Source organism: Citrobacter amalonaticus (genome assembly GCF_002918555.1).
In the GTDB taxonomy this organism is placed as follows: Bacteria; Pseudomonadota; Gammaproteobacteria; order Enterobacterales; family Enterobacteriaceae; genus Citrobacter_C; species Citrobacter_C amalonaticus_A.
The window spans coordinates 1,162,421-1,177,096 of record NZ_PQMB01000002.1; the positions used below are offsets into that span (position 1 = coordinate 1,162,421).

At 56.0% G+C, this 14,676-nt stretch carries 11 protein-coding genes; 3 read left to right on the plus strand and 8 right to left on the minus strand.

Annotated features, from left to right (window positions below):
• Positions 1-101: 101 nt before the first annotated feature.
• On the minus strand, positions 102-1,166 hold the full coding sequence (gene queA / locus C3432_RS11120) for a tRNA preQ1(34) S-adenosylmethionine ribosyltransferase-isomerase QueA (RefSeq protein ID WP_103776646.1): 1,065 nt from the start codon (positions 1,164-1,166) through the stop codon (positions 102-104).
• 217 nt (positions 1,167-1,383) lie between these two features.
• On the opposite strand from queA, the gene acpH reads away from it, so the two are divergent.
• Entirely contained in the window at positions 1,384-1,965 is a 582-nt protein-coding gene (gene acpH, locus C3432_RS11125) for an ACP phosphodiesterase (protein ID WP_103776647.1), read from the plus strand.
• Positions 1,966-2,153: 188 nt separating this feature from the next.
• Positions 2,154-2,756 carry a peroxiredoxin gene (locus tag C3432_RS11130; RefSeq protein ID WP_103776648.1) on the plus strand — a complete coding sequence of 201 codons (603 nt, stop codon included), beginning with the start codon at positions 2,154-2,156 and terminating at the stop codon, positions 2,754-2,756.
• A gap of 162 nt (positions 2,757-2,918) precedes the next feature.
• On the opposite strand, the gene C3432_RS11135 is transcribed toward C3432_RS11130, so the two are convergent.
• The 5 genes from C3432_RS11135 to brnQ form a co-directional block, all read right to left on the minus strand.
• The gene (locus C3432_RS11135; RefSeq protein ID WP_103776649.1) at positions 2,919-4,313 is read right to left on the minus strand and encodes a DUF3999 domain-containing protein; all 1,395 of its coding nucleotides are present in this window, start codon (positions 4,311-4,313) and stop codon (positions 2,919-2,921) included.
• On the minus strand, positions 4,310-6,961 hold the full coding sequence (locus C3432_RS11140; RefSeq protein WP_103776650.1) for a DUF2339 domain-containing protein: 2,652 nt from the start codon (positions 6,959-6,961) through the stop codon (positions 4,310-4,312). The genes C3432_RS11135 and C3432_RS11140 overlap by 4 nt, the downstream gene beginning before the upstream one ends.
• A gap of 137 nt (positions 6,962-7,098) precedes the next feature.
• Complete coding sequence (gene malZ, locus C3432_RS11145; protein WP_103776651.1) at positions 7,099-8,916, minus strand: maltodextrin glucosidase; 1,818 nt, start codon at positions 8,914-8,916, stop codon at positions 7,099-7,101.
• A gap of 200 nt (positions 8,917-9,116) precedes the next feature.
• Positions 9,117-10,493, minus strand: coding sequence for a proline-specific permease ProY (proY, locus tag C3432_RS11150; RefSeq protein WP_103776652.1), 1,377 nt, complete (start codon positions 10,491-10,493; stop codon positions 9,117-9,119).
• Positions 10,494-10,568: 75 nt separating this feature from the next.
• On the minus strand, positions 10,569-11,888 hold the full coding sequence (gene brnQ, locus C3432_RS11155) for a branched-chain amino acid transporter carrier protein BrnQ (RefSeq protein ID WP_103776653.1): 1,320 nt from the start codon (positions 11,886-11,888) through the stop codon (positions 10,569-10,571).
• A 286-nt stretch (positions 11,889-12,174) separates the two neighbouring features.
• Between brnQ and C3432_RS27655 the strand changes: the two genes are divergently transcribed.
• Complete coding sequence (locus C3432_RS27655) at positions 12,175-12,342, plus strand: hypothetical protein (protein WP_181012896.1); 168 nt, start codon at positions 12,175-12,177, stop codon at positions 12,340-12,342.
• On the opposite strand, the gene phoR is transcribed toward C3432_RS27655, so the two are convergent.
• The gene (gene phoR, locus C3432_RS11160) at positions 12,296-13,591 is read right to left on the minus strand and encodes a phosphate regulon sensor histidine kinase PhoR (RefSeq protein WP_103776654.1); all 1,296 of its coding nucleotides are present in this window, start codon (positions 13,589-13,591) and stop codon (positions 12,296-12,298) included. The genes C3432_RS27655 and phoR overlap by 47 nt on opposite strands.
• A 78-nt stretch (positions 13,592-13,669) precedes the next feature.
• Positions 13,670-14,359: a phosphate response regulator transcription factor PhoB gene (gene phoB, locus C3432_RS11165; RefSeq protein WP_103776655.1), complete on the minus strand. Its 690-nt coding sequence runs from the start codon at positions 14,357-14,359 to the stop codon at positions 13,670-13,672.
• Positions 14,360-14,676 lie beyond the last annotated feature (317 nt).

The following is a 14,676-nucleotide window of genomic DNA, read 5'->3' on the forward strand; positions in this document are numbered from 1 at the left end:
CGCAAGCGAAGGCGTTATCGAGGCAGCCACCGGAGCGTACACGCAGCACGTGAGGATGGCGAGCACTGTCCGGCTTCAAAATAGCAAATGAGATAGCCTGCTTATGGTTGCTCAAAAATGGCTTGCGGATTGTACGTGATAAACATGGCATCACCGTAACTAAAAAAGCGATATTCCGCTTTTACCGCTTCATGATAGGCGTGCATGGTGTGTTTATAACCCGCAAATGCCGAAACCAGCATGATCAGCGTCGATTCCGGCAGATGGAAATTGGTCACCAGCGCATCAATCACTTTGTATTGATAGCCAGGATAAATGAAGATTTGGGTATCACCGAAGAATGGCGCGATCGGGGCGTTTTTCGCCGCCTGGGCCGCGCTTTCCAGCGAACGTACGGAGGTTGTACCCACGGCAATCACCCGGTTGCCGCGCGCTTTCGCTGCCAGCACCGCGTCGACAACGTCCTGCGGCACCTCTGCGTATTCAGAGTGCATGATGTGATCTTCAATGGTATCCACGCGAACCGGCTGGAAGGTCCCGGCGCCGACGTGCAGCGTGACAAACGCCATTTCAATACCTTTTGCGCGCAGTTTTTCCAGTAGCGGTTCATCAAAGTGCAGGCCGGCAGTCGGTGCGGCAACGGCGCCGGGTTTTTCGCTATAAACGGTTTGATAAAGCTCGCGGTCAGCATCCTCGTCCGGACGATCAATATAGGGCGGCAGCGGCATGTGGCCGATGGCATTGAGGATATCCAGTACCGGACGCGCATCGTTAAACTCGACTTCAAACAGCGCGCCGTGGCGGGCGGTCATGGTGGCGTTGATGCTCTCGTCATCGCCCAACAGCAGCTCCGCGCCCGGTTTTGGCGCTTTAGAAGCGCGAATGTGCGCCAGGATGCGCTTGTCATCCAGCATACGCTCAACCAGCACCTCAATCTTGCCGCCGCTGGCCTTGCGACCAAACAGACGGGCCGGGATCACCCGGGTATTATTAAAGACCAGAAGATCGCCAGGGTTGAGCTTGTCGAGTAAATCGGTGAAAGTACCATGCGTCAGCGCGCCCGTTGGCCCGTCCAGCGACAGCAAACGACAGCTGCTGCGCTCCGCTTGCGGATAGTGGGCGATCAGGGATTCGGGTAGTTCAAAAGTGAAATCGGTAACGCGCATGACACTGACTCAGACTAAAATTAGAGGCGGGTAGTCTAGTGCCGGGGCGCCCTCCCTGCAACCTTTACCCCTCAAGTTAAGAGACATAATCTATACACAAAATCATTCAAGATGCATCGAGGCGGCAACTGAATGAGTCCCCGGGAGCTTACTCAAGTAAGTGACTGGGGTGAGTGAAGGCAGCCAACAAAGAGGCAGTTTGAAGGATGAAGTGGATATGAATTTTCTTGCACATTTGCATCTGGCTCACCTTGCCGACAGCTCGCTTTCCGGCAATTTACTGGCCGATTTTGTCCGGGGTAATCCGGAATCGACCTTTCCACCTGACGTGGTGGAAGGCATTTTTATGCATCGACGGATCGACGTACTGACCGACAACCTGCCGGAAGTACGAGAAGCGCGGACGTGGTTTCGCAGCGAGACGCGTCGCGTGGCCCCCATTACGCTGGATGTAATGTGGGACCATTTCCTGTCACGGCACTGGGCGCAACTCTCGCCCGATTTCCCTCTGCACGCATTTATTGACTATGCCCGCACGCAGGTCACGACGATCCTGCCCGATTCGCCACCGCGCTTTGTTAATCTGAACAATTATTTATGGTCAGAGAAATGGCTGGAACGCTACCGCGATATGGATTTCATCCAGAACGTGCTGAACGGCATGGCCAGCCGCCGCCCGCGACTCAATGCACTACGCGACTCCTGGCACGATCTGGATACGCACTACGATGCGCTGGAAGAACGCTTCTGGCGCTTCTATCCGCAGATGATGGCGCAGGCAAGCCGCAAAGCGCTTTGATTGCCAGTATCGGGCCTACGGATTGCAGCAGGGAGGTGGCAGGATTAGGTAACGCCGCCATCCGGCAAAAATATTGATAGCCAAAACCTGTCTCATTGATTGTCAGCACCGCATTGAGTTGTTACCTTAGCCTCCCTATACTTGCCCGCGTTGCGTTCTAAAAACCCTTAACTTTGCAGGAGAATTATATGGTACTGGTTACTCGTCAGGCTCCGGATTTCACAGCAGCTGCGGTACTGGGTAGCGGTGAGATTGTTGAAAACTTCAACTTCAAACAGCACACCAACGGTAAAGCGACCGTTCTGTTCTTCTGGCCGATGGACTTCACCTTCGTATGCCCGTCTGAACTGATCGCGTTCGACAAACGTTATGAAGAATTCCAGAAGCGCGGCGTTGAAGTGGTTGGCGTTTCTTTTGACTCTGAATTCGTCCACAACGCATGGCGTAACACCCCTGTCGACAAAGGCGGCATCGGTGCGGTGAAATACGCAATGGTTGCTGATGTTAAGCGTGAAATTCAGAAAGCCTACGGCATCGAGCACCCGGAAGCGGGCGTTGCACTGCGTGGCTCTTTCCTGATTGACGCGAACGGTGTTGTTCGTCACCAGGTGGTAAACGATCTGCCGCTGGGCCGTAACGTCGACGAAATGCTGCGTATGGTTGACGCGCTGCAGTTCCACGAAGAGCACGGTGAAGTTTGCCCGGCACAGTGGGAAAAAGGTAAAGAAGGTATGAACGCGTCTCCGGACGGCGTAGCAAAATACCTGACCGAAAACGTTTCCAGCCTGTAATCGGCTTGAATTGAAAAAAGGCTCGCCACGGCGAGCCTTTTTTATTGCTGACAAACGTCACGCCTGTTTTTACCGGATGGCCTCGCTTGCGGCTTATCCGGCCCGGGGTGCTACCATTTGCAGACCCGATAAGCTTGCGCCATCGGGCATTTCACTTATTACTTATGCTGCGCCGCCCTTGCTGACTTCCCGCCAGAGCCGCCATGCCATAAGTGCGAGAACGGCAACGCCGAGTATCAGCGCCCCCCACACCAGCAGGGTTTTCCACTGACTTTGCTGCTCAGTTGCCGTCGTTGCCGCCAGTCGCGCTTCACCGCCAAGCGCCACGCTCTCCTGAAGAGTCGCCCACGGTAGATCATCCATCTCCTGCGATTTACGCAGCGACGCCGGGATCAGCATATCGAGACCAACATCTGCCTTTTTCGCCGCCCGGTTTCCCCACGCCAGCATATAAGGCCCTTTGCCCTGCGTATTAAACACCAGTTGATAACTGTCGCGCATGCCGCTCAACTCAGGCAGTCTCTCCGGCAACCGGGCGTTAATGGTCGTCATCCGGACGGCCTCAACCAACTGACCGGAAAGACGAATATCTTCCGAACGCCTCCAGTCCAGATTGTAAAGCATGGTTTTTGTCAGCGGCTGCCAGGGCTCTTTTTCAGCGCTGCGCCAGGCCAGTTCCACCGGTAAAACACCTTCACTTTCCAGATCGATTCGAAGCGAGGTCAGCGGCTGGGGCTGCGCCCATCGCCAGACGGCTTCGTCATCCGAAACCTTATTCCCCTGGGCTTCAATCACGATACGCTTGGATTCCGGCTCGCTGCTGGCCGCTATCGCGCTCACGCTGTTTAACGTCAGCACCGGACTTTGCGAGTCGAGGATCACCAGCAGGTAGCGAGTCGCCTCCGCAGAGAGCGTGAGGCTGGCGCTGATGGTGTCCATTTTCAGGCGATCGTTATCACGCGTCAGATCCATTAACGGCGCATCTTCCTGCACGGGTCGCCAGTAGCGTAAATCACTGCTTGCATAAACCGAGGCTTTCCCCTGCCAGTTGCCCGCCTGCGAGTCCCAGTTCAGGCGTAACTGCGCCAGTGAAAAGGCATCTTTCGTCTCTTCCGGGAGCGTCAGTAAATAGCTCTGGCCGAGCGCTTTGACATCATCACTTTGCAAATGAATTTCAATGCCGCTCTTCGAGCGTAAAACAATAGAGCCTCCGCCTCGTTGCCCCTCCTCACGCGGCGCAACCGGTGACATATCAAGCGGGAAAAAACGCAGCGCCACTGCCTCTGGCGTAACGGGCTGGGTTTTCTGCGCCACCAGAGTAAACGGCACCGTCTCCCCCAGATGGTTAAAGACCCGGACATCGCGCAAATCCGCCCAGGCGGTACCCGGATACACCGCCGGAGGTAGCGAAAGGCGATACCACGGCGATGTGCCCGTAGTTTCCAGCGTCACCCCCGTTACGTAGTCCGCCGGAGACTCTTTCACTTCATCGCTGCTTACCGCCGCGCCTGTCGCGCCCAGCAGTACGCCGCATAACACCGCTTTCATCCATTTCATTTTTCTTCTCCAGCTTTGGGCGGTAACGGTGAGAAATATCCGACGATTAACACCAGAATGGCCACGCCGATAAACGCCACCGCGCGCGCCAGGCCGCCGCCGCGAGCACTGTCCACCAACATCAGTTTCACAATAACAATACCTAATAAGACCGCCCCGCAAAGCCATTCGCGACGGGAGCGACGCCGGGTTGCACGCAACATCACCACCAGTGCCGCCAGCATCCAGAACAGGACAAAACAGGTCTGAATCAGCCGTGAATGCCACAGCGCCCCCATGCTCCAGGGGACGTCGCCGTACCAGGCCAACGCGCGCAACAGTACGCCATTCAGCCACCAGAAGCTCAGCGCCAGCAGCGCAATAAACGGCCAGGGACGGCATACCGAGAGCTGCACCGGAAAATAGCGCAGCGACACACGGTAAAACACGATGAGTCCCAGCAGCGCAAAAGCTGCGCCCTCTTCCAGCGGATTGACCAGCGGCAGATAGCTATGACGATAAACCACGCCGTCCTGCAAATTCGTCAGCAACAACAGACCTGCCAGGGCCGCAGCTATCGGGATCATCGCCTGAGAAGCGTAAAGTTCAGGCCAGATCCGAAACGGCCAGAGCTGTCGCTGAACCGCCTCATAAATCAGGAAAATCAACAGGCCGCCAGCCGCCATCATCAGACCGCTCCCCCACGCCGCCATGCCCCATGATAGCGCCTGCGTGAACCAAAAAAGCTCTACCGCCAGCGCCAGCAGAATCATCCAGAAGAGTGAGAGGTGCGCCAGTCTGGAGAGGCGCGGCGGCAACGCCCCAGCGTCGCGCCAGAGGAGCGCCCCGGCAGCGGGTAGCGCAAGACACCAGGCCAGATTCTGCCAGCCTGCGGCCAAAATCTGCTGTTGTGAAATCTGAGATATCAGCATCACCAGCATCATCGGCCAGAGCAGCCATTTGCTGGCGTCCAGCTCCCGCCAGGCCAGGCGAGCGGCGACAATTCGCCAGCCCCAGGCCGACATCGCCATTAACGCCAGCACGCCAGACAGCACCCACGAATCCTTTTTCAGCACCAGCTGCGACGCCCCAATGAGCGCGATTATCCAGAAGAGCACGCCGCCGGCCAGCAGTCCCCGGCTGCCCTGTCGCTGAATGTTGCGCCACAGCCATGCGGCAGCCAGCCAGCAGAGACTGAGTACGGCGAAGATCAGCATCAGAGAAAGCGCGGTTGTCCCATCCAGCTGCGCCCATAGCGCGCTGCACACGGCCAGTACGAGCAGTGCGGTACCGCTGTAGCTCATGCGCCGCTGCTGCTGGTGCACGCCCAGCCAGAGGATCCCCAGACCTTCCAGCGCCCAGGCCATCGCCGTCCAGCGGGCCGAAAGCGCCAGCGGGATAGCGAGTGTCGTAAACGCCCCACCCAGCGCCAACGCCGCCAGCACCAGCGGCCTTCCTGAAGAAGGATAGCGACGCAACGCCAGCCAGGCTAACGCCAGATAGAAACCACCGTAGCCCAATGCGCTGAGCGCCGGGCCATATCCCATATGCCGGGTAATGGCGTACTGCATGCCAAAACCGACCAGCGGCGGCGCAAACAGCAGCACGCCATCAATAATCTGCTTACCTTTCTCCTGCGCCCGCAGCGACAACGCCACGCTCAGCACACCAAAAATAACCGTGTTGACAATCAGGAACAGCTGGCAGCTCAGGTAATACTCAGGCCGATAGCCATTCAGCCCCCACAGACCGCCAATGCCAAAGGTAAACAACAGGCCAAGCAGGTTGAGTTCCCGCCAGTGTTGCCAGATGCTGATGGCCAGAATGCCGACCGAAAGCAGAAGATAGAAAGAGAAGAGCGCCACATGGCTACCGCCGCCGGTGGAAAGCAGCAGCGGTGCCAGATACCCGCCGAGGCTTGCCAGCATCGCGAGGCTGAGGGCTTTTTGCAGAATAGCCAGGCCAACGCTCGCCGCGCAAATCGCCACCAGCAATGCAAACGCCAGCGTCATCGGCAGCATCTGCCAGAGTCGGAACGCGCCAAAAACGGTGAGATAAAGCGCCCCTGTTGCCCCCCCCTGTAAGATCAGCGCATAGACCGGCTGCTTATGCCGCAGCCGCCAGCCGACGGCCAGCAGGACAATCGCAAACAGCGAAGCCGCCACCAGACGCAGCTCAAGCGGGAACAGGGAGTGTTCAACCGTATAGCGCAGCAGGAAAGAGAGTCCCAGAAACAGAAGCAGGATGCCGAGCTTCGCCAGTGGGTTGCCCTGCATAAACCAGCGCACCAGTGACGACATCACCCCACCAAAAGCGGAAGGCGGCTCGGCTTGTGGCGTGGGCTCCGCCACTTTCTCCGGCTTTGGCTGTGAGCCCCAGGGATTAACGGGGTCAGGTGCAACGTCAGCCACCGGATCCGGAAGAATAACATCAGGCACCGACGCCATTGTTTCGGGCGGCGTAACCACGTCCGAAGCGATCGGCGCCGTACCTGTAACCTGCACCGCGGGTGCCGCACCGCGCAGTTCAAGCTCTTCGACCCGGCGACGCAGTACCACAAGCTCAGAGCGAACAGCCGCACTGCGCCTGAGTGCGACAATCGCAAGAATGGGTACTACCACCAGTGCGAAGAATAAAACAATGCAGCCCAGGGTTAGTAGCTCATCCATGTTTCCACCTTCACTCTATGAGAACGAAGCAGAATGACACAACTTGTTGCATTTGCGCCACATCTGTTAGCAAAGTGGGCTGCTTTTCAAAAAACACAGCCCATCCCTGCTCGCGGGTAAAAGATGCGCTGTCTCTCTCAGTGACTCATCCAAATCGACGCGGAAATGGCGGGCAGAGTCAGAATATCATCAGCAAACTGTCCCTTCCCTTCTTTACACCGCCATTGCGCGACATTCAGTAACGGTGACGCCGGGAGCACCACTTCACAGGCGTCGCCACGATTAATCGCCACCAGCACGCGCTGCTGGTTCAGCAAGCGCACAAAGACCACCACGTTATCTTCAGCGTAAATGACCTGACAACCGCCGCGACGCAGCGCCTGGCTGCTGTGGCGCAGTTTTGCTAACCGTTGGTACAGCGCCAGCAGCCTGGTGTCCTGCTTTTCGGCCTGCCACGGGAACGGTTTGCGACAGAGGGGATCGTTATTGCCATCCAGTCCCACCTCATCGCCATAATAGATGCAGGGCACACCGGGCCAGGTAAACAGCCAGACCACCGCCAGCGGGAGACGGGCAACATCTTTCCCCAGTAACGATTTAAAGCGGGCGGTGTCGTGGCTGTCGAGTTGGTTGAACATGCGCAGCTGCTGCTGGTGCGATAACCCCGCCCGATAGTTATCCATCCACGCCATACAGGTTCGGGCATCGATGTGCTGCGGATCGTAAGAGATGTCGGTATTGGCGAGGAACCCCCATAGCGGAAAGGTAAAACCACGATAGTTCATGGCGGCATCCTCCACATCGGCCTGCAACCACTGGCGCGCATCGCCAAAGTGTTCGCCAACCACGTATGCCTCTGGCTGAGTCTCTTTTGCCGCCTGGGTGATTCCGCCAACGTGGAGTAAATTATTCCGTGCGCCGCCGGCCTCACCGAGCATATGGACGACGTCAAGACGCCAGCCGTCCATGTTCCACGGCGCTTTCAGCCAGTGGCGCACAATGCTGTCTTCACCACGATAGATCTCATTGACCAGGGTTTCGCACTGATAGTCCAGCTTAGGCAGACTCGGATAGCCCAGCCAGTCGAGCGCCACGCCCTCCACAGAGAAGCTATACCAGTCTCGCCACGGGGATTCCGGGTTGTGGCAGGCCCCGCCGGTACCGCGGTTATGACGATCAAACCACGCGTGAGAATCGCCGCTATGGTTAAAGACGCCGTCCAGTACCAGCCGCATCCCCTGCTGCCGGGTGTTATGACGCAGGCGCAGCAGCGCGCCATCCCCACCAAACTGCGGATCAACATGCCGGTAATCTTCGGTATCATATTTATGCACGCTCGGTGCGGTAAATACCGGATTCAGGTAAAGCGCCGTCACGCCAAGCGCCTTCAGCCAGGGCAGTTTTTCACTGATACCATCCAGATCCCCGCCGTAGAAAGTAGAACCACCGGCCTGAACCGTCAGCGGCTCGTCCCAGTCTCGCAGTACAATCTCTTGCCCGGCGGCATGATGATAATAGACGTTATCCTGATCCGCCTCGCGCGGCTGGCTGCGGGCAAAACGATCGGGAAAAATCTGGTAGAACACCTGGTCAGCCACCCACTGCGGGCCGTTATCGGGCACGTCTACGGCAAACTGCTCAAGTCGTGCGGGTGGAAAATGGCTGAATCCCTGCGGTGTAAACCATCGCTGGCGATCGTGCCACAGCAGCTTAAAGCTATAGCGTCGCCGCGGCTGCCCGCCGGCAAGATCGATCGCCGCCCGCCATGCCGTCACGCCAGGCTGCGGCTGACTGCGCAGCTTATGCATCGTCAGCGAGGTTTCTTCATTATCATTTTCTGCGCGCAGCGTGACGCGCAGGGGAAGATCGTCCCCCGTCAGCCATAGTGTGATGGTCAGTTGATCTTTGTTTTGCTTAACAAATGGGGCAACCGGAAGGTGCCAGGCATTTAACATCACATATCCCCTTTAATAAAAATGAGGTCACCTTGCCATAGCAACATACAGGATAACTCATCATCGTCATGTTTATTGGGGGAGGAGTAAAGGGGAGGAGGTAAAATGCCGGATGGCGTCGCGGGCAACTTATCCGGCCAGGGAAATCACCGCCGTTTGTCAGCCCGATAAGCTTGCGCCATCGGGCATTCGAGGCTTTGTCATCCGTTCGCTTCAGCCACTCGACGGTCGTGACGGCGTTTAAACATCCAGCCAGTCAGCAGCAGGACAATCCATGCGAAACCGACATACAGCGAGATACGGGTATCCGGATGGTATCCGATAAGGCAGATGATAAAGACCAGGAAAATCAGGCCAGCAAGGGTCGTTGCCACCCCACCAGGAACCTTAAACTTCAGCGCCTGTACCTCTTCCGGCGGCAGACGGCGGCGGAAAGCAATCTGCGAAAGCAGGATCATAATCCACACCCATACCGTGGCAAAGGTCGCCAGCGACGCAATCACCAGGAAGACGTTCTCCGGCATGATGTAGTTCAGGTAAACCGCAAACAGCAGGGCAATAGTCATCACCATCACCGTTACCCACGGAATACCCCGGCGCGAGGTTTTCGCAAACACTTTCGGCGCACTGCCCTGCTCTGCCATACCGTGCAACATGCGGCCTACGCCAAATACGTCAGAGTTAATCGCCGACAGCGAGGCGGTTAACACCACAAAGTTAAGAATACTGGCGGCAAAGGTGATCCCTAAATGCTGGAAGGTCAGGACAAACGGGCTACCGTCGGTTCCCACCTGATTCCACGGGTAGATCGACATAATGACAAACAGCGTACCCACGTAGAACACCAGAATACGCATCGGTACGGAGTTGATGGCGCGCGGAATCGATTTTTCCGGGTCTTTCGCTTCCCCGGCGGTGATGCCGATAATCTCAATGCCGCCGTAGGCAAACATCACCATCTGCAGCGACATCACCATTCCCAGCCAGCCGTTACTGAAGAAGCCGCCGTTACTCCACAGGTTATGAATGCCCGTAGGCTGTCCCCCGTTGCCAATTCCCCAGATAATGATGCCGAAACCGGCAACGATCATGATGATGATGGTGGCGACTTTAAAGAACGAGAACCAGAACTCCAGCTCGCCGAATACCTTCACGCTCATCAGGTTGATAGCGCAAATAATCAGCACCACGCTAAGTACCCAAATCCAGTGCGGTACCGTCGGGAACCAGACGCCCATATAGATGCCGAATGCAGTCACGTCAGCAATGGCGACAATCAGAATTTCGAAACAGTAGGTCCAGCCGGTGATATAGCCCGCCAGTGGGCCAAGGTTTTCCTGCGCATAGCGCGAAAATGAGCTGGCGGCAGGGTTATGAACGGACATCTCCCCCAAAGCGCGCATGATAATATACGCCGCCACCCCGCCAATAATGTAAGCCAGCAGCACGCTCGGCCCCGCCATTTTAATGGCGTCTGCCGAACCGTAAAACAATCCGGTGCCAATTGCTGAACCCAATGCCATAAAGCGAATGTGCCGGGTGCTTAGCCCACGCTTTAGCTTATTATTGCTTTCCATCAATTCCTGACCCATCAACACAATAAAAAAACCACGGGGCCTGAGCCCCGTGGTATACACATACTTTCAGCGATCTTAGTGGGCGCTGGAGGTCACTTGCCGACCTGCTGCGCGATCCCAGATAATTGCCAGGACCACCATCACAACAGTTGGCATCAGCCACGCCAGACCTTGTTCCGCCAGCGGCAGTCGCTGGGTCCAGGCAGGCAGGACATCGCCAAATGCAGAGGCTTTAATCCCGTCAAGGATACCAAAAAGCAGGCTGATAAACATCGCCGGAGCAACGACGCGGGAAGAATTATGCCACCATGAGCGGGTAAAACTTAATACAACCAGTGCGATACACGGCGGATAGATAGCCGTCAGCACCGGAATGGAAATCTGGATCAGGTGGCTCAGGCCCAGGTTAGAAACCACCATCGAGAAACCGCCCAGGATGAACACCAGTGCGCGATAGGAGAGCGGTACGTACTGAGCGAAAAACTCCGCACAGGCGCAGGTCAGGCCGACCGCCGTGACCAGACAAGCGATGAAGATCAGTGCCGCCAGCAGGAAGCTTCCGCCACCGCCAAAGGTGTGCTGAACATACGCATGCAGAATCGCCGCACCGTTAACGGATTGATCGACCAGCGTCGCACTGTCAGAGCCCAGACGGAACAGTGCCAGATACAGCAGCGTCAGCCCCACGCCGGCCATTAACCCCGCCCAGACGGTATAACGGGTCAGCAGGCGCGCTTCTGTTACGCCGCGAGAGCGTGCCGCATTGACAATAACGATACCAAACACCATGGCGCCCAGCGTGTCCATGGTCAGGTAACCATTGACGAAACCGTTGGAAAACGCCGCGTTCTGGTACGCTTCCATCGCGTTGCTGATCGGACCCGCAGGCCAGACAATCGCGGCAACGGAGAGAATAATCAGCGCGATAATTTTCAACGGCGCCAGAAAGTTACCCACGGTATCCAGCAGTTTGCCCGGGTAGAGCGATACCAGAATCACAATCGAGAAGTACACCACGCTATAGATGAACAGCGGCATTGCCGAATCGCCAGTCAGCGGGGCGATCCCCACTTCAAACGAAACGGTCGCGGTACGCGGGGTAGCAAACAGCGGACCAACGGCCAGATAGCAGACGGTCGCCAGCAAAACGCCCGCCACTTTGCCAATCGGGGTGCTCAGGCTATCAACGCCGCCTCCCACTTTCGCCAATGCGACAACGGTGAGCACAGGCAGGCCAACGGCGGTAATCAGAAACCCAAATGCCGCAGTCCAGACGTGCTCGCCTGCCTGCAGTCCGACCATAGGAGGAAAAATAATGTTACCTGCGCCGACAAACAGCGCAAATGTCATAAAGCCCAGGGCGATGATATCGCGCGATTTTAACTGATGGGTCATAAAGTCTTACGGCCTGTGGATGTGGTGTTGAAAACGTTAAATACCCTGCCTTCCCTTTGGGACGATACAGCGACATTTTTAGGCAATTCCAGCGGGATATGCTCCTGAGCTGGCGCGGCGGAGAATAGTTTTTCGATTTACCGCGTAAATGCAGTCGGTCTGACAGCACATGGGGCGCAATTTAAACGCTTATAACGTTTTAAAGCAAGGAGGGATCTAAAAACCAGAACAATATATCGATATGAAATCACCAGCCAGCCCAAAACACTATTCATAAGAAAAAGTCATGGATAATCATGCGAACAAAAAACCAGCAGACGCTGAGAAAATCAGCAGGGTTATCTTAACCGAAAAGAAAATAAGCCAGCATCTGCTGGCTTATGGAAAGATTACATTACAAGTAACAGTTAAGCGTTTTTTCTGGCAATTAAACGTTCCGGCAGCACAAAACTAAACCGCGTACCTTTGCCCGGCGTGCTGTCGATAACTAATCGACTTTCGTGATGATTCACCGCATGTTTCACGATTGCCAGCCCCAGTCCGCTCCCGCCCGTTTGCCGGGAACGCGCTTTATCCACGCGGTAAAAGCGCTCGGTCAACCGGGGGATATGTTCTGGCGCAATCCCCGGGCCGTTGTCTTCCACGCTGAACTCCGCGCCGTGCGGTACGCGTCGCCAGCGTACGAAAATGTGTGTACCTTCCGGGGTATGATTGACCGCGTTATAGACCAGGTTTGAGATCGCACTGCGCAGCTGCTCTTCATTGCCCAGCACCTTCAGCTCATTGTCCACCTCAAAGGTGAAGCGGTGTCTTTGCTGACTCAGGGTTTGCGCTTCACGCTCGACAACCCGCAGCATCATCGGCACATCAACCTGCTCGTTCAGCAACAGCGTCGGCGCCGCCTCAATTTTCGACAACGTCAGCAACTGCTTAACCAGTCCTGCCATCCGGTGCGTTTGCTCACGCATCGTATGCAATGCTTTATCCCGCGTCGCCCCTTCCAGCGGCTGCTCTTGCATCATCTCAAGATAACCCTGTAATACCGTCAGCGGGGTACGCAGTTCATGACTGACGTTAGCGAAGAAGTTACGTCGCGCGCCTTCCAGTTGATGCATCTGCGTAACATCACGCGCCACCATCAGCAATTGCTTATCGGTGTAGGGCATTACGCGGATCTCCAGATGTCGCCCGGTGTTCAGCACCAGATTTAACGGTCGGGTAAAATCACGCGTTTTCAGATACTGCGTAAATTCCGGGTAACGCAACAGGTTAAGAATATTTTGTCCGTTGTCGTCAGGCCAGCGTAATCCCAGCACCTGCTGCGCCAGCCCGTTACACCAGAAAATCCCGCCCTCTTCGGTGGTCAGCACTACCGCATCGGGTAACGATTCGGCCCCGCTGCGAAAGCGCTTAATCAAACTCCCCAGTTCGCGACGGCGCTTTTTGTTACGCAGCTGCATCTGATGCAAGCCGTACAGGAGCGGCTCCCAGCTGCCACGTCCCGGCGGGGGCGTCATACTTCTGTCGACCCACAGCCACCAGGAGAGGCGTAATAAATTCCAGAAATGCCAGATGAGCAGTCCCGTTACCGATGCCAGTAAAAACCACGGCAGGTGACCCCAAAAAGCACTAAGGATAAAGGCCGGGAGACAGCAAAGGATCAACTCCAGCACCAACCTTTTCCATGACAGCCGTTCCAGCACGCATCACACTCCATTCAGAGCCGGAACCACCAGGCTGCGACAATCACACCGGCAGTGTCAGGCACTTATTCTTGTCAGTCAGAAGCGGGTCGAAAAACGATACCCTGTTCCACGCACCGTCTGCACCATCCGGTCGTGACCGCTGGTTTCCAGCGCTTTACGCAGGCGGCGGATATGCACATCTACCGTGCGATCCTCTACGTACACATTGGTGCCCCAGACGTGATTAAGCAACTGTTCACGGCTGTACACGCGCTCGGGGTGGGTCATAAAAAAGTGCAGGAGCTTGAATTCGGTCGGGCCCATGTCCAGCGGATTTTCGCCGGTCATCACCCGATGAGATGTCGGGTCGAGGCTCAGCCCCTGCATCTCAATCACCTCTTCAACAGCCATCGGTGAAATACGACGCATCACGGCTTTAATTCGCGCCACCAGCTCTTTGGGGGAAAATGGCTTGGTAATATAATCGTCCGCGCCCGTCTCCAGGCCGCGCACCCGGTCTTCCTCTTCCCCTCTGGCGGTAAGCATCATTACCGGAATATCCCGGGTCAACGCCTCACGCTTCAGGTGTTTAATAAATTGCAGGCCTGAACCACCGGGTAACATCCAGTCCAGCAGGATCAGATCTGGCCAGGGTTCATTGAGTTGGTTCACCGCACTGTCATAATCTTCGGCTTCTACTGGCTGAAAGCCATTTTGCTCGAGCACGAAGCAGACCATTTCGCGAATTGGAGCTTCATCTTCTACGACCAGAATACGTCTCGCCATGATTTGCCCTGTTATATATAAATTGCTAGTCATCAATGCGGCGTCATTATGCGTCAGATTTATGACAGATTTATGAAAATGATAGCTGACGTTAACCTCAGGTTGTTGATTTATGACACCACAGAAACGAGATATTACAGTTCCGGAAGGGGGATATACACAAAAGTATTCAGGAGCAATGCGTCAGGGATGAGAAGCGCTGCCAGCACAGAGGCAACTTGCAGGATGAAGCGTATACCCGTCATATTTCAGGTTGCAGGTGCGTTGGCTTTATTACCCGGCCCATCCTGCGGGGCCGCTGCAAGCAGCGTTCAAAT